At 62.5% G+C, this 19,373-nt stretch carries 21 protein-coding genes; 13 read left to right on the plus strand and 8 right to left on the minus strand.

The features are described 5' to 3' along the window. Nucleotides 1-2 precede the first annotated feature (2 nt). From M3P21_RS00195 to M3P21_RS00205, 3 genes are read left to right on the plus strand one after another with little or no spacing between them, the layout of a single operon-like run. Complete coding sequence (locus M3P21_RS00195) at nt 3-797, plus strand: LpxI family protein (RefSeq protein ID WP_249705844.1); 795 nt, start codon at nt 3-5, stop codon at nt 795-797. Next, nucleotides 798-1,955 (plus strand): lipid-A-disaccharide synthase, encoded by a 1,158-nt coding sequence (gene lpxB, locus M3P21_RS00200; RefSeq protein WP_249705846.1) that lies wholly within the window; start codon nt 798-800, stop codon nt 1,953-1,955. Further along, the gene (locus M3P21_RS00205; protein ID WP_249705848.1) at nt 1,955-2,539 is read left to right on the plus strand and encodes a hypothetical protein; all 585 of its coding nucleotides are present in this window, start codon (nt 1,955-1,957) and stop codon (nt 2,537-2,539) included. Before lpxB ends, M3P21_RS00205 begins: the two co-directional genes overlap by 1 nt. On the opposite strand, the gene mnmA is transcribed toward M3P21_RS00205, so the two are convergent. Further along, the gene (gene mnmA, locus M3P21_RS00210) at nt 2,533-3,678 is read right to left on the minus strand and encodes a tRNA 2-thiouridine(34) synthase MnmA (protein WP_249705849.1); all 1,146 of its coding nucleotides are present in this window, start codon (nt 3,676-3,678) and stop codon (nt 2,533-2,535) included. The genes M3P21_RS00205 and mnmA overlap by 7 nt on opposite strands. 130 nt (nt 3,679-3,808) lie before the next feature. Between mnmA and sciP the strand changes: the two genes are divergently transcribed. The 4 genes from sciP to recG all read left to right on the plus strand — a co-directional run bounded on the left by sciP (nt 3,809) and on the right by recG (nt 9,356). Further along, on the plus strand, nt 3,809-4,102 hold the full coding sequence (sciP, locus tag M3P21_RS00215; RefSeq protein ID WP_249705851.1) for a CtrA inhibitor SciP: 294 nt from the start codon (nt 3,809-3,811) through the stop codon (nt 4,100-4,102). Between the two features lie 84 nt (nt 4,103-4,186). Then, nucleotides 4,187-4,903, plus strand: a complete 717-nt coding sequence (ctrA, locus tag M3P21_RS00220) for a response regulator transcription factor CtrA (RefSeq protein WP_249705853.1) — start codon at nt 4,187-4,189, stop codon at nt 4,901-4,903. Between the two features lie 113 nt (nt 4,904-5,016). Beyond that, the gene (ligA, locus tag M3P21_RS00225; protein WP_249705854.1) at nt 5,017-7,269 is read left to right on the plus strand and encodes an NAD-dependent DNA ligase LigA; all 2,253 of its coding nucleotides are present in this window, start codon (nt 5,017-5,019) and stop codon (nt 7,267-7,269) included. Next, nucleotides 7,266-9,356, plus strand: coding sequence for an ATP-dependent DNA helicase RecG (gene recG, locus M3P21_RS00230; RefSeq protein WP_249705855.1), 2,091 nt, complete (start codon nt 7,266-7,268; stop codon nt 9,354-9,356). The genes ligA and recG overlap by 4 nt, the downstream gene beginning before the upstream one ends. A gap of 481 nt (nt 9,357-9,837) precedes the next feature. On the opposite strand, the gene M3P21_RS00235 is transcribed toward recG, so the two are convergent. Together M3P21_RS00235 and M3P21_RS00240 are read right to left on the minus strand one after the other, a co-directional pair. Further along, nucleotides 9,838-10,479: a MarC family protein gene (locus tag M3P21_RS00235; RefSeq protein ID WP_249705856.1), complete on the minus strand. Its 642-nt coding sequence runs from the start codon at nt 10,477-10,479 to the stop codon at nt 9,838-9,840. A gap of 56 nt (nt 10,480-10,535) precedes the next feature. Then, the gene (locus M3P21_RS00240; protein WP_249705857.1) at nt 10,536-10,988 is read right to left on the minus strand and encodes an iron-sulfur cluster assembly scaffold protein; all 453 of its coding nucleotides are present in this window, start codon (nt 10,986-10,988) and stop codon (nt 10,536-10,538) included. 67 nt (nt 10,989-11,055) lie between these two features. On the opposite strand from M3P21_RS00240, the gene hisI reads away from it, so the two are divergent. Further along, nucleotides 11,056-11,415, plus strand: a complete 360-nt coding sequence (gene hisI, locus M3P21_RS00245; RefSeq protein WP_249705858.1) for a phosphoribosyl-AMP cyclohydrolase — start codon at nt 11,056-11,058, stop codon at nt 11,413-11,415. A gap of 2 nt (nt 11,416-11,417) precedes the next feature. Here the strand turns inward: hisI and gluQRS are convergent, their stop codons facing one another. From gluQRS to M3P21_RS00265, 4 genes are all read right to left on the minus strand, one after another. Next, a complete protein-coding gene (gene gluQRS, locus M3P21_RS00250; RefSeq protein ID WP_249705859.1) occupies nt 11,418-12,257 on the minus strand; it encodes a tRNA glutamyl-Q(34) synthetase GluQRS in 840 nt (279 codons plus the stop codon). After that, nucleotides 12,254-12,868 (minus strand): class I SAM-dependent DNA methyltransferase, encoded by a 615-nt coding sequence (locus tag M3P21_RS00255; protein ID WP_249705860.1) that lies wholly within the window; start codon nt 12,866-12,868, stop codon nt 12,254-12,256. Before M3P21_RS00255 ends, gluQRS begins: the two co-directional genes overlap by 4 nt. Nucleotides 12,869-12,890: 22 nt before the next feature. Beyond that, nucleotides 12,891-14,246 carry a methylenetetrahydrofolate--tRNA-(uracil(54)-C(5))-methyltransferase (FADH(2)-oxidizing) TrmFO gene (gene trmFO, locus M3P21_RS00260; RefSeq protein WP_249705861.1) on the minus strand — a complete coding sequence of 452 codons (1,356 nt, stop codon included), beginning with the start codon at nt 14,244-14,246 and terminating at the stop codon, nt 12,891-12,893. A 260-nt stretch (nt 14,247-14,506) separates the two neighbouring features. Beyond that, complete coding sequence (locus M3P21_RS00265) at nt 14,507-15,292, minus strand: enoyl-CoA hydratase (RefSeq protein WP_249705862.1); 786 nt, start codon at nt 15,290-15,292, stop codon at nt 14,507-14,509. 57 nt (nt 15,293-15,349) lie between these two features. Here M3P21_RS00265 and M3P21_RS00270 point away from each other — a divergent pair, with 57 nt between their 5' ends. Continuing rightward, nucleotides 15,350-15,793 carry a PaaI family thioesterase gene (locus M3P21_RS00270; RefSeq protein ID WP_249705863.1) on the plus strand — a complete coding sequence of 148 codons (444 nt, stop codon included), beginning with the start codon at nt 15,350-15,352 and terminating at the stop codon, nt 15,791-15,793. Between the two features lie 58 nt (nt 15,794-15,851). On the opposite strand, the gene M3P21_RS00275 is transcribed toward M3P21_RS00270, so the two are convergent. Then, entirely contained in the window at nt 15,852-16,079 is a 228-nt protein-coding gene (locus tag M3P21_RS00275; protein WP_249705864.1) for a DUF1127 domain-containing protein, read from the minus strand. 96 nt (nt 16,080-16,175) lie between these two features. On the opposite strand from M3P21_RS00275, the gene M3P21_RS00280 reads away from it, so the two are divergent. The 4 genes from M3P21_RS00280 to rpsI all read left to right on the plus strand — a co-directional run bounded on the left by M3P21_RS00280 (nt 16,176) and on the right by rpsI (nt 19,233). Next, entirely contained in the window at nt 16,176-17,588 is a 1,413-nt protein-coding gene (locus M3P21_RS00280) for an aminotransferase-like domain-containing protein (RefSeq protein ID WP_249705865.1), read from the plus strand. Nucleotides 17,589-17,601: 13 nt separating this feature from the next. Beyond that, the gene (locus tag M3P21_RS00285) at nt 17,602-18,132 is read left to right on the plus strand and encodes a GNAT family N-acetyltransferase (RefSeq protein WP_249705866.1); all 531 of its coding nucleotides are present in this window, start codon (nt 17,602-17,604) and stop codon (nt 18,130-18,132) included. A gap of 150 nt (nt 18,133-18,282) precedes the next feature. After that, nucleotides 18,283-18,741 carry a 50S ribosomal protein L13 gene (gene rplM, locus M3P21_RS00290; protein WP_249705867.1) on the plus strand — a complete coding sequence of 153 codons (459 nt, stop codon included), beginning with the start codon at nt 18,283-18,285 and terminating at the stop codon, nt 18,739-18,741. A 6-nt stretch (nt 18,742-18,747) separates the two neighbouring features. Next, complete coding sequence (gene rpsI, locus M3P21_RS00295; RefSeq protein ID WP_249705868.1) at nt 18,748-19,233, plus strand: 30S ribosomal protein S9; 486 nt, start codon at nt 18,748-18,750, stop codon at nt 19,231-19,233. The last annotated feature ends 140 nt before the right edge of the window (nt 19,234-19,373 follow it).

Here is a 19,373-nt window from a genome sequence, read left to right on the forward strand (position 1 = left end):
CCATGCTGGCGCTGATCGCCGGAACCGGGGTCTTGCCCGAGGAAATCGTGGCCCATCTGCCCGAACGGCCCTACATCTGCGCAATGGAGCCATTCCTGCCGGACCACCTGAGCGTGAACCGGCCCTTTGCCCTCGAAAACCTCGGCACGCTGATTGCAGAACTCAAGGCGAAGGGCGTCACGGGGATCTGCATGGCAGGTGCCGTGGGGCGCCCCCCGATTGATCCCTCGCGCATTGATGCAGCCACGATGCCGCTGGTGCCGGTGCTGCAGCAGGCGATCCTGTCGGGCGATGACAGTGCCCTGCGCGCGATCATCGGTATCCTGGAAGAGGCCGGCCTGACCGTACATGCCGCGCATGAGATCGCCCCCGATCTGCTGCCACCGCTGGGTACCTTGACCAAGGCGCAGCCAGGCGAAGGTGATCTGCGCGACGCCGATCGCGGCACCGGGATCGTGCGCGCCATGAGTGCTGCTGATGTCGGACAGGCCTGCGTGGTGGCCAGAGGGCAGGCGCTGGCGATTGAGGGGATTTATGGCACCGCCTGGATGCTGCAGTCACTGACCCAGCGCCCCGATGCGGGTGGTGGCATCCTGTTCAAGGCACCGAAACCCGATCAGGACAGGCGCGCCGATCTGCCCGCCATCGGCCCCGATACCGTGACCAGCGCTGTATCCGCCGGGCTGTCGGGGATCGTGATCGAAAAAGGCGGAGTGATCGTACTGGAGCGCGACCGGGTCATTGAAGAATGCAACCGGCTCGGCCTGTTTCTGACCGTGCGCGAACGGGCTGTCTGAATGCGGGTTTTCATCCTTGCGGGCGAACCCTCGGGCGACCGGCTGGGCGGGGCGCTGATGCAGGGGCTGCGGCAACGTGTGCCGGATGTGGCATTTGAGGGGATCGGCGGGCCGATGATGACGGGGCAGGGGCTGCACAGCCGCTTCCCGATGTCAGAACTCAGCATCATGGGGCTGACCGAGGTTCTGCCCAAGTATTTCCATCTCAAGCGCCGCATCGCCGAGACCGCACAGGCGGTGCTTGAGATGAAGCCGGATGTGCTGATCACCATCGACAGCCCCGATTTCAGCCTGCGCGTGGCGAAACTGGTCAAGGCGCAAAGCACGATCCGCACCGTGCACTACGTTGCCCCCAGCGTTTGGGCCTGGCGTCCGGGGCGCGCGGACAAGATGGCCAAGGTAATCGACCACGTTCTGGCGCTGTTGCCGTTCGAGCCGCCCTATATGGAACGCGCCGGGATGGAATGTGATTTTGTCGGTCATCCCGTGGCCGCCGATCCGGTGGCCGGCGCCGATGAGATTGCCGCGCTGCGGGCGGAGCTGAATCTGGGCGATGCACCGGTGCTGCTGGCCCTGCCGGGGTCTCGACGGGGCGAGATCGAGCGGCTTGCACCGGTCTTTGGCGCAGCGCTGCAGGGCTTTTTGAAAGACCGGCCTGAGATGCGCGTGGTTGTCCCGGCGGTGCCGCATGTGGTTGATCTGGTGCAGGCACAGACCGCCGACTGGCCGGGCCGCCCTGTCATCCTAGACCCGCGCGGGATCGACAGCGATGTTGCGGCGACGCGCAAACGTGCGGTATTTGCCATGGCCGATCTGGCGCTGGCGGCCTCGGGTACCGTCTCGCTGGAATTGGCGGCGCAGAACACGCCGATGGTGATCGCTTACAAACTCAGCTGGCTCACTCAGAAGATCGCCGAACGGATGGTCAAGCTGGATACCGTGACGCTGGTCAATCTGGTCAGCGAAACCCGCGTGGTGCCGGAATGCCTCGGCCCCGCGTGTACCCCTGACAATGTCGCCGCCGCGCTTGCGGCGCTGCAGGCCGACCCCTCGGGGCAGGCGGCAGCCATGGCGCTGACGATGGAGCGTCTGGGTCGCGGCGGAGAGGCCCCCGGCCTGCGCGCCGCCCGCGCCGTGTTGGACCGGCTGCCGGGCTGATGCTCGACCACCTGATCTTTGCGCTTTCTGCGGCACTGGCGCAGGTGCTGACCAATCTCGACAATCTGGCGGCGCTGATTGCGTTGATGCTGGTATCGGGTGCGGCGCGCTCGGTGGCCGGGTTTCTGCTGGCGCAGATGGTGGTTCTGCTGGCCGCGCTGGCGGTGGCCTATGGCGTCAGTGACACGGTGCCGCATTGGGCGGGCTATCTCGGCGTCTTTCCGATCGGGTTGGGCATTTGGGGAGTGTGGCGGCAGTTCACGTCGCGACCTGATGCGCCATCCTCGGTGCTGCCGGTCGGGGCATCGGTATTGGTGACAACGCTGCTGTTTCTCAGCCTGTCAGTGGACAGTTTCATCGTGATGGCCCCGCTGCTGGCCGATTCCGTGCCCAGCTATCGCCTTGCCGGGCTGATCGGCGCAATGCTGGCGGTCTGCGCGCTGGCGGCACTGGCACTGGCGGGCGCGCGGGCCACCAGCGCCGCTGAGCGCATTGCCCGTCGGATGGAAAAGATCGTGCCGTATGTAATGATCTGCGCCGGGATCTACATCCTGAGCAACAGCTGGACCGACATGGCTCAGTAGCCGCGCCAGATCCAGCCACCGCCAAAGATGCGGCTGCCATCGGTTTCATAGAACACACAGGCCTGACCGGGTGAGATACCTTCCTCGGCGCTCAGCAATTCGACCTCGGCGGTGGTGTCCGAAAGCGGTCGGATCACCGCCGCGCGCGGCGGGCGGGTCGAGCGGACCTTGACCGAGACATGCCATTCCTTTTGCGAGGTGAACGGTTCATCGCCCAGCCAGTTGATCTCGCGCACCGGGACGGTGCGAGTGGCCAGCAGCTCTTTGGGGCCGACCACGACCTGTTTGGTGTCCACATCCAGCTTGACCACATAGAGCGGTTCGCTCAGCCCGCCGATGCCGAGGCCCCGCCGTTGACCGATCGTGTAGTGAATGACGCCGTTATGGTCGCCCAGCACACGACCATCCGCATGCACGATCTCGCCGGGTTCGGCGGCACCGGGGCGCAGTTTCTCGATCACGCTGGCATAGTTGCCGTCGGGCACGAAACAGATGTCCTGGCTGTCAGGCTTGTCGGCCACCGCCAGCCCGTATTGCACCGCCATCTCGCGGGTCGCATCCTTGGACGGCAGGTGGCCCAGCGGGAAGCGCAGGAAATCCAGCTGCTCTGGCGTGGTCGAGAACAGGAAGTAGGACTGATCGCGGTTGGCGTCTTCGGCACTGTGCAGCTCGGGCCCGTTTGGCCCCATCTTGCGCTGGATATAGTGCCCGGTTGCCATGCAGTCCGCCTCAAGATCCTTGGCGGTTTCCAGCAGGTCCTTGAATTTCACGCGCTCGTTGCAGCGGATGCAGGGCACCGGCGTCGCCCCGGCCAGATAGCTGTCGGCGAACTCGTCGATCACCGCGTCCTTGAAGATGTTCTCGTAATCCAGAACGTAATGGGGAAAGCCCCGTTCTTCGGCCACCCGGCGCGCATCGTGTATGTCGATCCCCGCACAGCAGGCGCCTTTCTTGGCCAAGGCCGCACCATGGTCATAAAGCTGCAGTGTCACGCCCACCACGTCATAGCCCTGATCGGCCAGATAGGCGGCCACGACAGAACTGTCGACGCCCCCCGACATGGCGACCACCACCCGCGTTTGCGAGGGCGGTTTGGCGATGCCAAGCGAATTCAGTTGCGTATCGTTGTCCAGCGCCATCGGGCGACTCCTGCGGATCGGTGGAAGACCGGCAGAATATAGGAAAATCCTAGATACTCTCAAGAGGCGGTTTCATGTGCCGTTAAGTCTGCTGCGCGACAGTTTGTGGGCCAAGAAAGGGGATAAGGTGATGTTTCTACGCAAGGTTGAAGGGCCGAACTCGGTCACGCTGCCGGACGGGTCGATCATGACGCGGTCCGATCTGCCGCCAGTGAGCACTAACAGATGGGTTGCATCCCGCAAATTCGCGGTGGTGCGGGGCGTGCTTTACGGGCTGATCACGCAATCGGACGCTCAGAAAGCCTATGGGCTGAGTGAAGAGGAATTCAATGGCTGGGTTGCCGCCGCCGCAACCCACGGAGAGAACGCTTTGAAGGTCACGGCGTTGAAAAAATATAGACAACTTAAAGTTGATACACGATAGTTTGATTAACGGTAACGTTGGGTTAACCATTTTTGTCCACCTTGGTCCCGAGAGCGAGTTTCTGTAGAACACGGAGAGCGGTGCATGCGCATACTTCTGGTCGAAGATGACCCAACAACATCAAAGAGCATCGAGCTGATGCTGACCCACGCCAACCTGAACGTCTATGCCACGGATCTGGGTGAAGAGGGGATCGATCTGGCCAAGCTCTATGACTATGATCTGATCCTGCTGGACCTCAACCTGCCGGACATGGAAGGGCATGAGGTGCTGCGACAGCTGCGCTTGGCGCGGGTCGAAACGCCGATCCTGATTCTGTCCGGTGCCGATGACACCGAAAACAAGATCAAGGGCTTTGGCTTTGGTGCGGATGACTATCTGACCAAGCCGTTCCACCGCGAAGAGCTGGTGGCGCGTATTCACGCGATCATCCGCCGGTCCAAGGGTCATTCGCAGTCGATCATTCAGACCGGGCGCATCGCGGTCAATCTGGATGCCAAGACGGTCGAGGCAGACGGTCAACCGGTGCATCTGACCGGCAAGGAATACCAGATGCTGGAATTGCTGAGCCTGCGCAAGGGCACCACGCTGACCAAAGAGATGTTCCTCAACCATCTCTATGGGGGCATGGATGAGCCCGAGCTCAAGATCATCGATGTTTTCATCTGCAAACTGCGCAAAAAGCTGAGCGTAGCGACCGATGGCGACAATTACATCGAAACGGTCTGGGGCCGCGGCTATGTGCTGCGCGACCCGCAGACTGACAGTCTGACGGAATCGAAACTGGCCGTCGGCGCCTGAATACCCCCGACCGCCTGTCCAGAGCGGTCCCACCACTCACACGCAACGTCTGGACCTGACGATGGCCTCGTCCTAACACTTGTGACCGAAACCACAAGCGGCGGGGCGGGGCCATGTCCGATACACAATCAGTCGACACGCTGACACAAGAACAGGCGCGCGATGAGCTCGCGCGGCTCACCCGGCTGCTGGAGCGTGCGAATCAGGCTTACCATGTCTCTGACGCGCCCGAGATCAGCGATGCGGATTATGATGCGCTGAAACGGCGCAACAGCGCGATTGAGGCGCGGTTTCCCGAACTCAAACGCAAGGACAGCCCGTCGGACCAAGTCGGCGCGCGCCCGGCAGAGGGGTTTTCGAAGGTTCCCCATGCGGTGCGAATGCTGTCGCTGGGAAATGCCTTTGACGATGAGGATGTGAGCGCCTTCGTCACATCGATTCGAAAATATCTGGGACTGTCGGGTGACACCCGGCTGGGGTTCACCGCAGAGCCCAAGATCGACGGGCTATCGCTGTCGCTGCGCTACGAAATGGGCAGGCTGGTTCAGGCGGCAACGCGTGGTGATGGTGAGGTTGGCGAGAATGTCACCGCCAACGCACTGACGATCGAGGATATTCCCGCAACCGTCACCGGCGCGCCGGACGTACTGGAGGTGCGGGGCGAGGTTTACATGACCCATGCCGATTTCGATGCGTTGAACGCCCGGCAGGAACAGGAAGGCGGCAAGACATTTGCCAACCCGCGCAACGCTGCTGCGGGATCTCTCCGGCAGTTGGATTCCGCGATCACCCGCGCCCGCCCCCTGAGGTTTTTTGCCTATGCATGGGGCGAGATATCGGAACCTCTTGCGCAGACCCAAATGGGGGCGATTGAGCGGTTGCAAACGCTTGGCTTCCAAACCAACCCGCTGACCCGACTCTGCCATTCAGTGCCCGATTTGATCAGCCATTATCGCGAGATCGAGACACAGCGCGCCACGCTGGGCTATGACATTGACGGTGTGGTCTACAAGGTCGATGCGCTGGATTTGCAGGCGCGGCTGGGGTTCCGCTCGACCACCCCTCGCTGGGCGATCGCGCATAAATTTCCGGCCGAATTGGCCTGGACCCGGCTTGAAGCCATCGACATTCAGGTGGGCCGCACCGGCGCGCTCAGCCCGGTTGCGCGTCTGCATCCGGTGACGGTGGGCGGCGTCGTGGTCTCGAACGCAACGCTGCACAACGAGGATTACATTGCGGGCCGCGACGCCACTGGGGGCGAGATCCGAGGCGGCAAGGACATTCGCATCGGTGACTGGGTGCAGGTCTATCGCGCCGGTGACGTGATCCCGAAAGTGGCCGACGTTGATCTGAAGAAACGCCCGGAAGATGCTGTAAAATATCAGTTTCCCACGCAGTGTCCCGAATGTGACAGCGCGGCGATCCGCGAGGAAGGCGACGCGGTACGCCGCTGCACCGGCGGGTTGATCTGCCCGGCTCAGGCTGTTGAAAAGCTGAAACATTTCGTGTCACGCAAGGCGTTCGATATCGAAGGTCTGGGCGCCAAGCAGGTCGAGATGTTCCATGGCGACGAGACCCTGCCGATCAACACGCCCGCCGATATCTTCACGCTGCAGGTCCGCGATGCGCAGAACCTCGGCAAGCTGAAGAACCGTGACGGCTGGGGGGACACGTCTGCCAGCAACCTCTTTGCTGCGATCAAGGAAAAGCAAACCATCCCGCTGGCGCGGCTGATCTTTGCCCTCGGCATCCGCCATGTGGGCGAGGTCGGCGCACGCGATCTGGCGCTGTTTTACCGGGACTGGGACGCGATGGCCGATGCCGTCGATACCGCCCGTCCGGCGGCACTAGCCCATCGCGCTGGCGATGAAGCGGAAGAGGCGGAACGGATCGCGGCAGCCGGAGAAGGTCGCCGGGCGCGGATCAAAGAGGTGCGCGATGCCGCCATCACCACCCGCGCCGTGCCAGACGCGGCCAGCGCTGCCTGGGGGGATCTGACCGGGATCGACGGTATCGGCGCGACGCTGGGCCTGTCGCTGTCGGATGCCTTTGCCAATACCGAAGAACGCTCCGCCTTTGACGCCTTGCGCGCGCATCTGACCATCGTCCCGCCCGAGGCTCCCGCCGCTGAAAGCCCGGTCGCGGGTAAGACAGTCGTCTTCACCGGCACATTGGAGAAAATGACACGGGCCGAGGCCAAGGCCCGGGCCGAGGCGCTGGGGGCCAAGGTCTCGGGCTCGGTCTCGGCCAAGACCGATCTGCTGGTGGCGGGGCCGGGGGCGGGATCGAAGGCCAAGAAGGCGGCCGATCTGGGCATTGAAACCTTGGACGAGGATGGCTGGCTGCACCTCATCGGCGACGCATGAGCGGGCGCCCCGAACAGCTTTTTCCGCTTTTTGCCGGGCTTGAGGCGCTGGAAGGTGTCGGGCCGAAAACGGCGCAATTGCTGACCCAGGCCGAGATCACCGCGCCGCGCGACATTTTGTTTTCGCTGCCTTATGCGGTGGTCGATCGCAGGCGGCGCGACAGCATCAAGGGGGTCGATCTGCCCGCGACCCTGACGGTTGAGGTGACCGTGGGCGCCCATCGCGCCCCGCGCAGTCGCGGTGGAGCCTATCGGGTGCATGTCGAGGACGCGCAGGCGGATTTCCAACTCGTCTTTTTTCACGCCCGCAGTGATTATCTGAAAAAAGTGCTGCCGCCGGGCGAGCGTCGGCTGATTTCGGGCAAGCTGGAGCTGTTCGACGGGATGGCGCAGATGGTGCATCCCGACCATATGCTGCCGGTGGATGAGGCCCGCGATATTCCCGATTTCGAACCGGTCTACCATTTGACCCAGGGCGTCACGCAAAAGACCATGTTCAAGGCGGCCCGCGCCTCATTGGCGCGGGCACCTCAGCTTGCCGAATGGATCGATCCGGCTCTGATACAGCGCGAGGGCTGGGCCGACTGGCACGGCGCGATGGAGGCCGGGCATGCGCCACGCGGGCTGGATGACATGCTGCCGCACGCCCCGGCGCGGGCACGGCTCGCCTATGATGAACTGTTCGCCCATCAGATGACGCTGGCGCTGGCCCGCCGTCGCGAGCGCAAGGGGCGCGGGATATCCAGTACTGCCACCGGTGCAATGCAGTCGCTGGTGCTGGCCAGCTTGCCCTACAGGCCCACCGCTGCGCAGACCCGCGCGATCGAAGAGATATCCGCCGATATGGCGGCGGAGACACGGATGAACCGCTTGCTGCAGGGCGATGTTGGCGCGGGCAAGACGCTGGTGGCCTTCATGGCGCTGCTGGTTGCGGTCGAGGCCGGTGGGCAGGGCGTGATGATGGCCCCCACCGAAATCCTTGCCCGTCAACATCTGGAGGGGCTGCGCCCGCTCGCCGAAGAGGCGGGCGTGGTGCTGGAAATCCTGACCGGGCGCGACAAGGGGTCGGAGCGGCGCGCCAAGCTGGACGCGCTGGCGCAGGGTGATATCCAGATTCTGGTCGGCACCCATGCGGTGTTTCAGGGGGATGTGGGTTTTAAGGACCTGCGTCTGGCGATTATTGATGAGCAGCACCGCTTCGGCGTACGTCAGCGGATGGAACTGGCCGAAAAGGGTATGGGCGCGGATGTTCTGGTAATGACCGCCACGCCGATTCCGCGCAGCCTGTCGCTGGCGCAATATGGCGACATGGATGTCTCGGTGCTGGATGAAAAGCCGCCCGGGCGCAAACCGATCAAGACCGCTGTGATCAGTACCCAGAACATTGCGGCCGTGGTCGATAGGCTGCGTCAGGCCATTGCGGAAGGGCGGCAATGTTACTGGGTCTGCCCATTGGTGGAAGAGTCGGAATCGGTTGACCTGACCTCGGCAGAGGACCGGTTCAAGCGTTTGCGCGCGGTGCTTGGCGAGGGGATCGTGGGGCTTGTGCATGGTCAGATGCCCCCGGCGGACAAAGACGCGGCGATGGCGGCGTTTCAAAGCGGCGCAACCAAGGTACTGGTGGCCACCACGGTGATCGAGGTCGGCGTCAACGTGCCCAATGCCTCCATCATGGTGATTGAGCGGGCCGAGATTTTTGGCCTTGCGCAGTTGCACCAGCTACGCGGCAGGGTCGGGCGGGGCGAGGCTGAATCGACCTGCCTGCTGATGTATCAGGCCCCGGTCAGCGAAAGCGGCAGGCGGCGGCTGGAAGTGTTGCGCGAGACCGAGGACGGGTTCCGCATCGCCGAAACCGATCTGGAGATGCGCGGCGCGGGCGACCTGATCGGCACCGCACAATCGGGGCTGCCAAAGTTTCGCATCGCTGATCTCGAACGGCAAGCGTCCCTGATGTCGGTGGCGCAAAGCGATGCGCGTGCCTTGCTTGACGCTGATCCGGAACTAACCTCGCAAAGAGGGCAGGCGGCGCGTGTTCTTCTGTGGCTGATGCGACAGGATCAGGCGATCCGCCTGATTTCGGTGGGCTGATAGCGTCACCTTGTGAGCGCCGTGATTTCAATGGGTTACCGCGCTTGATCTTAGAAAGTTCACATATGTTCTCATAAAGTTCTTTACAGGGCGTTTCAAAAATGAGAACAAAAGGTCAACAAAAGCCTAACGACAGAGCCGGAGGTGACCCATGCTGACCCAGATCAAGACTGCACTGACCCGTTCCCGCCATACCATCCTGCAGGATGCTCTGGGCGCCGCGTCGCTGGTTGTCATGCTGATGGTCGCTCTGCATATGCCCGGCCTCTGACCCTTATCTGCCTGCGATCTCGTGCCGATCTGCCCGCATCCTACCCATCCCGATGCAAAGGGTGACCTGCCTGTCCTTTCCCTTTGAGGGGTTTGTCCCGAACCCCGCAGGGCCCATCGGTCCCAACACGAGAAACGCATTCCTGCCGCCGCCCTCTCCCGTCCGGGAGGAGCGGCGGTTTTTTTGAAAACAACAGGCTGATGGGTGGGCTTAAAGCTCGCCGGTCTGGATGATGTTGATCAGCGCCGACAACACCGCATTGGCCGCAACCGAGGCCAGAATCATGCCCATGACGCGGCTGACGATGGCCGATCCCGCATGGCCGATCACCCGGATGATCGGTTCGGCGAACAGCATCAGAACATAGGCCACCGCGATGACAGCCACCATGACCAGCGCGGTGATGCCCTGGTCAATCGGGCCATATCGGTTGTTGTCGGTCAGCATCACCACCGCCAGCATCGCGCCGGGCGAGGCCAGCGACGGCACCGCCAGCGGAAAGATCGCCGGGTTCTGCTTGCGACGGACCTGCGCGGATTTATCGGCCTCGACGATCTTGGTATCGGTCTCGGCCTTGCTTTCGCCAAAGATCATGGTGAGCGCAAAGAGGAACAGCACGATGCCACCTGCGACCTGAAACGAGTTCAGCCCGATATCCAGCGCATCAATCAGCAACTGGCCCAGCACGAGAAAGAACATCAGCACGCCCACGCTGACCAATGCCGCCTGGAGGGCGGTGCGGCGACGGGTTGCGGCGTCGATCCCGGCGGTGACAGCGATGAAGACGGGGATGGTGCCGATCGGGTCGATCACCACCCACAAGGTCACGAAACGGTCCAGCAGATCTTCCAAGGCATCCCCTCCGGTATTGGTGCGACGTTAGCCAAGAGCGGGGGGCAATGCCACACTCAGGCGCAATTGGCCTGTTCGGCCTGCGCCATGGCCTCGGCCGTGGCGTCCAGCGCCAGCATGATCGATGCGTGTCGGTTCTTGTATTCGCGCGCCGGAATCAGCACTTCGAGCCCGTCAAAGGGGGCATCCGGGGCAGGGCCGTCGGATTTCAGCATCGCTTTGAGCTGATCTCGGGCGGTTTCGACCTGCGCGCGGGTGGTGCCGATGATGGCGGCGCCCACGACGGCGGCCGACGCCTGACCGAGCGCACAGGCTTTCACGTCCTGGCCAAACTCGGCGATGCGCCCGTCCTTCATCTTGACATCCACCGTCACCGTCGACCCACAGAGCGGCGAGCGTTTCTTGACTGTGGCATCGGGCTCGGCCAGCCGGTCCAGATGCGGAATATCTGCGGCCAGCGCCAGAATGCGCCCCGAATAAAGCTTGATCAGATCGGTTTCGCCGGACATGGCTTTCCCTCGTTATGCGTTCCCCATACATAGTGGGCGTATTCCGGGATGCAAAAGGTTTTCGCAGATGGATTTCGACCCCAAGACACTGACCTATAACGCCGACGGGCTGATCCCCGCCATCGCGCAGGATGCGGTAAGCGGCGAAGTGCTGATGATGGCCTGGATGAACCTCGAGGCCGTGCGGCGGACGCTCGACACGCGCCGGGTCACCTATTGGTCGCGCTCGCGGCAGGCCTTCTGGATCAAGGGCGAAAGCTCGGGCCATGTGCAGGAACTGGTCGATCTGCGGGTCGATTGTGATCGGGATTGCCTGCTGGCTCTGGTCAACCAGACCGGCCCCGCCTGCCACACCAACCGGCGCAGCTGTTTCTATACCTCGGTCGAAGATGGGAGCGAGCGCGAGTTGATGGCACCGATGGTCTGAGGCTACAGCCCCACCATTTGGCGGATATCCTGTGGTGTGGCCCCTTCGGCCCGGTATTTGGCGATGGCGCGGGCGTCGTCGCGTTTGGCCAAGCGCTTGCCCTGATCGTCGCGGATCAGGTGGTGGTGATGATAGTCCGGTGTCGGCAGGTTTAGCAGACCCTGCAACAGCACCTGCAGAAAGGTGATCTGGAACAGGTCCTTGCCACGGATGATGCAGGTGATCCCCTGCGCTGCGTCATCAACGACCGAGGCCAGCACGTAAGAGACTGTTTCCAGCTCGATCCGGCCCAGAACCGCGTCTCCGATCTCGATAATCAGACGGTCGGGGTCCAACTGGTGCTGGCCCGCATGTGCCGCGCCAAGTTCGGTGAAGCCGGGCATGTCGAGGCTTTGCACCGCCGCGCCCATGTTCAGCCGCAGCGCGTCGCCCGGCTTGCGGTCGCTCATGGGCCGGTTGCGGCAGGTGCCGGGATAGATGCCGGGGGCCAGTTTCGCGCCTTCCTGCGGGGCCGAGAGCGCTGCGCGGATGTCGCGGCGGCGACAGGAGCAGGGAAAGATCAAACCGCGTTGCGCCAACTGCGTGAGCGCTTCGTGATAGAGTTCCAACTGATCGGATTGCCGCAGCACCGGCTCTTCCCAGGTCAGGCCGAGCCAGGCGAGGTCCTTGTAGATCAACTCTTCCCATTGCGGGCGGGCGCGGCTGGTGTCGGTGTCTTCGATGCGTAGCACAAACCGCCCCCCGGCAGCGCATGCCATGTCATGGGCCAGCAGGGCCGAACAGGCATGGCCCAGATGTAGTGGTCCGGTGGGCGACGGCGCAAAACGGGTGGTAAACGTCACGCTTTTTCAAGCACGTAGACGTCGGCACCCATATCCATGCCAGTCAGGTGGGGGCCGTATTCACGAAACAGCAGGCGCGCGGCACCGCAATCGAGCCATTCGTTCAGCTTGCCGGTGAAATTCCGGTCGGCCAGCGTGTGATCATTGTACGAAAACGCCAGCAATCCGCCGCGCCCCAGGGCGTGCACCAGCAGGTCGAAGGTTTCTGGCGGGGCGGCGCCGGTCCCCAGCACACCAATGGCGGCGATCGCCTTGTAGCTGCCGCTGGCGATGGGCGCGCGGTCCTCCACATCCAGCAGCTTCAGCGCGCGATAGGCGGATTTGGTCCGCGCGCCCTCAAGCATTTCGGGCGAGGGGTCCATGCCGTCGATCACCTCGAACCCGGCGCGGCGCAGGGCGAGGCCCGACAGCCCGGTACCGCAGCCGAAATCCAGGATCGGCGCCTGCGTTTCGGGCAGAACGCCCCAGAGCGCGTCCGCCACGCGGCCCGGCGTGACATAGCCGTTCTCGCCCACTTCCGCGTCATAGCTGGCGGCCCATTGGTCGTAATGGTCGCGGGTTTCTTCGGTGGTGCTGAGCCCGTAGGTCTTGTCGAGGAATTTATCTGACATGGCCGCAGGATAGACGTGCCGGTCAGGCCGCGTCCAGCGCGCATTGCTCCAGCCAGCCCTGCCAGGCCGATTTGGCGCGGTCGGTATAGGCCTTGTAGCGGTCCTTACGGCCTCGACGGCCCCCCTTGAGGCCCTCGACCGGGCGGAACAGGCCAAAATTGACATTCATCGGCTGGAAGGTCTTGGCCTCGGCGCCGCCGGTGATGTGATGGATCAACGCGCCCATGGCGCTGTCCTGCGGCGCGGTGGGCAGGGCGTGGCCCAGAATGTCGGATGCCGCCAGTCGCCCGGCCAGCAGACCCATGGCGGCACTTTCCACATAGCCCTCGACTCCGGTGATCTGCCCGGCAAAGCGGATATTGGGGCGCGCACGCAGCCGCATCCGGTCATCCAGCAAGGTGGGCGAGTTGATGAAGGTGTTGCGATGGATGCCACCCAGCCGCGCGAAGCTGGCGTTTTCCAGACCGGGGATCATCCGGAACACCTCGGTCTGGGCACCATATTTCATCTTGGTCTGAAAGCCGACGATATTGAACAGCGTGCCCAGCGCGTTGTCGCGGCGCAGCTGCACCACCGCATGCGCCTTTGCATCGGGCTGGTGCGGGTTGGTCAGGCCCACCGGCTTCATTGGCCCGTAGCGCAGGGTCTCGCGGCCACGCTCGGCCATTACCTCGATCGGCAGGCAGCCGTCGAAATAGCTGGCGGTCTCGCCCTCGTGGAACTCAGCCTTATCTGCGGCCAGCAGCGCGTCGATGAACGCCTCATACTGGTCGCGGTCCATCGGGCAGTTGAGATAGGCGGTCCGTTCCTCTTCGGTCTCGCCCTTGTCATAGCGCGACTGCATCCAGGCCTTTTCCATGTCGATGCTCTCGGCATAGACGATGGGTGCGATGGCGTCGAAAAAGGCCAGCGCCTCGGCGCCGGTCTCGGCCCGGATCGCTTCACCCAAGGCGGGTGAGGTCAGCGGGCCGGTGGCAAAGATCCATTGACCTGTCTCGGGCAGGCCTGTGATCTCTTCGGAGGAGATGGTCACATTGGGATGGGCGCGCAGCCGCGCGGTGACGGTTTCGGCAAAAGGCTCGCGATCCACGGCCAAAGCGCCACCCGCAGGCAGGCGGTGTTGGTCGGCGCTGGACATGATCAACCCGCCAGCCGCGCGCATTTCCCAATGCAGCAGACCCACGGCGTTCTGTTCGTCATCATCGGAGCGGAACGAGTTCGAGCACACCATCTCGCCCAGATTGCCGGTCTGATGGGCGAAAGTGCCGACGTTGGGGCGCATCTCGTGGATCACCACCTGAACGCCCATGTGTGCCGCCTGCCAGGCCGCTTCGGACCCGGCCATGCCGCCGCCCACGATATGCAATATCTCTGTCATGGGCTGCCACATAGGGCAGGGCGCGCGCGGACGCAACGATGCCAGTGACTGTCAGAACCGAATTGTCAGGAGGGGGAGGATTTGGGGTCGCTGCGGCGGGAATGTCGAAGTCAGCGAGAGAACTGACCAGGAGGGACCTTCCACCTACAACGACCCAAAACTATCCTTGGCTTTCGCCATGCCCAAGCTTTGACACAGTCTCGCCCAAATTAAAAGTGCGAATATCGAAACAATGCTAAAAAAAATGTGAGACGTTCCCTTTATTGGCTCCAATCGGGGGGTCTTTTTTCGATAAAGGCGGCAATACCCTCTTCGGTATCACGGTGCAGCATGTTTTCTACCATGACGTTTCCGGTATGGGCATAGGCCTGATCCAGCGGCATCTGAAGCTGTTCATAAAAGGCGCGTTTGCCGATTTTTACAGCAGCGCCAAGCTTTTGGGTCAGGGTCTGGGCCAGCGCGTTGGTTTCATCTGCCAGCTTGTCCGCAGGAACGGCGCGGTTGATCAGCCCAAGTTCGGCGGCGCGGGGGGCGTCGATGAACTGGCCGGTCGTGAGCATCTCGAAGGCCTGCTTGCGGGGGATGTTGCGGGTCAGAGCGACCATGGGGGTTGAACAGAACAAGCCGATATTCACGCCGTTGACCCCGAATCGGGTGTCCTCGGCGGCGATCGCCAGATCGCAGGTTGCCACCAGTTGGCAGCCGGCAGCGGTGGCGATCCCATGAACCTGTGCGATCACCGGTTGCGGGATCGCCTGAACGGCCATCATCATCCGGGCGCAACGGTCAAACAGGTCCTTGAAATAGGCCTTGCCGCCATCCTCGTGCTGGCGTCCCGCCGTCATCTGCTTCAGGTCGTGCCCGGTACAGAAGGCCTTGCCCGCACCTGACAGGATCACTGCCCGCACATCGCGGTCTTCGGCGATCTGCTCCAGCGCGTCTTGCAGTGCCGCCAGCATCTCGTCCGACAGCGCGTTGAGCCGCTCGGGCGCGTTCAATTGCAGATGCGCCACCGCATCTTTGTCATGCCGTTCCAGAATTGCCATCTTGCCCTCACCCCTGTTCCGCGCCAACTCTATGCGGCGGCAGGGCGGAGGGGAAGCATGTCACTGAAGATGAACAGGGAAGAGCTTGCGGACTATCTGGCCGAGATCTTTCCCCAGGTGCGCGAGGATTTCGTGATTGACGCGCTGTCAGAGGATGGCGTGACCATGCGGCTGCTCACCGCCGAGCGGCATTTGCGGCCCGGTGGCACGGTGTCGGGTCCGTCGATGTTCGCGCTGGCCGATGTCAGCGTCTACGCGATCGTGCTGGCGCGGTTGGGTCGGCAGGCGCTGGCGGTGACCACCAATTGTTCGATGGATTTCATGCGCAAGCCGCGCGGCGATGTGGCGATGATCGCGCAATGCCGGTTGCTCAAGCTCGGGCGCAGCCTGGCGGTGGGCGATGTGCTGATCCTGTCCGAGGGCAGCGATGCACCGGTTGCCCGCGCCACGATGACCTATTCGATCCCGCCGGTTGGGTCTACCGCCGCCGACTCGGGCTGAAAAAAGGCCGGGCAAAGCCCGGCCAGTCTGGAGGTCCCGGATCGGGACGGGGAGTTGGTCAGGTATCCCAGAACGGGCGTGCCGTTTCCCGGCCCGCCTGCCAGCGGGTCAGGCCGACATCGGACAGAAGCCGGTCATCGAGATAACTCAGATTGATGCGGGTGCGGCGCCGTTGTTCCCACCGTGTCACGGTCGCCGCAAAACGGACCGCCAGGGCGGCCAGCAGCGGCAGCCGGGGGCTGGCGGTGAGGAGCGTCAGGGCAGGGTTCTGCGAAGCGTGTGTCATAGTGGGTCCTTTCAATTGTATTGACACAATGAGGTAGTTAGTGGATATGATGTATGGGTACATTCGATATTGTGCCAAATCAAAGGAAAGATTGTAATGGGTACAATTTGGCCCGACACCCTGCCGCGCGAGAAAGGCCCCAAGTATAAACTGGTGGCCGACACGATCAGAAAATCAATCGAAGACAAGGTGTTGCAACCCGGTGCAAAGTTGCCTCCGGTGCGGGAACTGGCATATCAATTGAGCATCACGCCCGGCACCGTTGCGCGGGCCTATACAATTCTGACCGATGAGGGATTGTTACAGGCCGAGGTGGGCCGGGGTACATTTGTAGCGCCGCCGCGCATGGATCAGGCGGGTGTTGCGCCGATCGAAGTGGACGTGATCGCCCATAACAGCGATGGCGCGGACGCCCATACCGTCAATCTGTTTTCGCCGCATCTGCCTGGAGTCGGGCAATCGGCGCTGATCCGGCACTTGCTGGCTGAGATCGCGCAGGACCCGCCCTCGGGGCTGATGCATTACCCCAGCCGTACCGGTTCCCGCCCGGCGCGGCAGGCGGCTGTACAATGGCTGTCGCGCGCGCCGATCGGGCGCATTCGGGAAAATGATGTGGTTCTGACCAATGGCGGCCAGAACGCCATTTCCCTGATCATGCAGGCGGTGCTGCGGGGCAGGCGCCCGGCGGTGCTGGTCGAGGAACTGTCCTATCCGGGTTTCCGCCGGGCCGCCGATCTGCTGCGCGCCGAGGTGGTTCCGGTCGCCATGGACGAGCAGGGCGTGATCCCCGAGGCGCTTGAAGCCGCCGCACGCGCCCATGATGCGCAAATCTTCTGCACCTCGCCCGAAGTCCACAACCCCACCTGCCTGTTCACACCCCTTGAGCGACGCGAGGCGCTGGTTCGTGTTGCCCGGCAACGCGATCTTTTCATTCTCGAAGATGACTGTTACCGCCACATGCCTGCCGATGCGCCGGGCTATCGCGTGCTGGCGCCGGAGCGGTCCTGGTTCGTGACCTCGATCTCCAAATCCATCACGCCCGCGCTGCGCATCGGGGTCGCGGTTGCTCCGGACGGGCATATCGCCGATCTGCGCCGGGCGGTTGAACACGGCTTCTTCGGACTGGCCACGCCGCTGGTCGATCTGACCGAAAAACTGCTGTCTCATCCGCAACTGGACGCCATGCTGGAGGAATTGCAGCGTGTGACCGGTGACTACATCAAGGCGGCTGTGAATATCCTGGGGACCTATCAACTGAACTGGCGGTCTCCGGTACCGTTTCTTTGGCTGACGCTGCCGGAAGGCTGGCGCGCGGCGTCCTTCTGCCGGGCGGCCGAGGCCGAGGGAATCCAGATCCGGTCGGCCGAGGAATTCGCCTGCCGTACCACGCGGACACCCCATGCGGTCCGGCTGGCGATAAATGCCGGTGTCAGCCTGGCAACGTTTGAGGCCGCCATGACCCGCCTGCGGCATTTGCTGGACAACCCACCCGAACGGATATCGGTTTAAGGAAGACGCACAAATGAATGTTTCCGAAATGCGCGGCGATGGCTTTGTCATCGTCCCCATGGTCAGAGATGATTTTGACGCGTTGTATCTGGCCGCCAGCGATCCGTTGATCTGGGCAGGCCATCCCGCCACGACGCGCGCTCAGAAAGAGGTCTTTGGCCCGTATTTCGACTTTCTGCTTGGGGCAGGCGGGGCCGTGACGGTACGCGAAGAGGGAACCGATCGGGTGATCGGATGTTCGCGCTTTTATGAGCCGCCCGAGGTGCCCGGCGGGATCGGCATTGGATATAGTTTCATCACCCGCGATCATTGGGGCGGGACAAGCAACCGGGCCATCAAGGGGCTGATGCTGGAGCGTGCATTTCAGGAGCGCAAAGAGGTGTGGTTCCATATCGATCCCGGCAATCTGCGCTCGCAGAAGGGCACCGCCAAGCTGGGCGCACGACATGTCGATAACCGGCTGATTGATCTCGACGGGGTTACAACGCAGTGGATGCGGTGGGTGTTGACCGAGGAATCCTGGTTGGAGTGTGGGGTAAAATGATACCTATTTTGTAACCATTTGTTATTGTGAGATTTTATTAACATCGGGTTGCTTGACGAGACAACTTTGGATGTCTAGATACGCATCCATCGAATTCGGACCGCTCTGGCTTGGGGCGGTCTTTCACTTCAAACAGGACCTAGACCTGCCATGAAAACCTTTTCTGCAACACCTGCAGACATCGACAAGAAGTGGATCCTGATCGACGCCGAGGGCGTTGTTCTGGGCCGTCTTGCCTCGATCGTCGCCATGCGCCTGCGTGGCAAGCACAAAGCGTCGTTCACTCCGAACATGGACATGGGCGACAATGTCATCGTGATCAACGCTGAAAAGATCCAGATGACCGGCAAGAAGCGCGAAGAAAACTTCTACTGGCACACCGGCCACCCGGGCGGCATCAAGTCGCGCACCAAACAGCAGATCCTCGAGGGTGCCCACCCCGAGCGCGTCGTGACCCAGGCGGTCAAGCGCATGCTGCCGGGCAACCGTCTGGCGCGCACGCAGATGACCAACCTGCGCGTCTATGCCGGTGCCGAGCATCCCCACGAGGCGCAAAGCCCCGAAGTTCTGGATGTTGCATCCATGAACAAGAAAAACACCCGGAGCTAATGACCGATGGCTGATCAGATCAATACTCTCGAAGAGCTGAGCGCCGTTGCAGGCGTTGAAACCGTGGCCGAAGAAATCGTTGCGCGCGAACCCGTGCGTGACGAGCTGGGCCGCTCATATGCCACCGGCAAGCGGAAGGACGCGGTTGCCCGTGTCTGGATCAAGCCCGGTTCCGGCAAGGTGACCGTGAACGGCAAGGACCAGGACGTGTATTTCGCACGCCCCGTTCTGCAGCTGATCCTGCGCCAGCCGTTCCAGGTGGCCGGTGTCGAAGGCGAGTTCGACGTTGTCGCAACCGTCAAGGGCGGCGGCCTGACCGGTCAGGCCGGTGCGGTCAAGCACGGCATCTCGAAAGCGCTGCAACTCTACGATCCGTCCTTGCGTGGCGCTCTGAAAGCCGCTGGCTTCCTGACCCGCGACAGCCGCGTCGTCGAGCGTAAGAAATACGGCAAGGCCAAAGCGCGTAAGAGCTTCCAGTTCTCCAAGCGTTAAGCCGGAACAATCCGACAATTTCGAAAGGCCGTGCAGAGATGCGCGGCCTTTTTTGTTGTCAAAACGGGGTGCCCGCTGGGCGCAACCGGAGGGTGAAAATCCGGCAAATGTGCAAATTGTTTAACATTTTGCACGAAGTG

The sequence above is a fragment of the Ruegeria spongiae genome (genome assembly GCF_023502395.1).
Lineage (GTDB): Bacteria > Pseudomonadota > Alphaproteobacteria > Rhodobacterales > Rhodobacteraceae > Ruegeria_C > Ruegeria_C spongiae.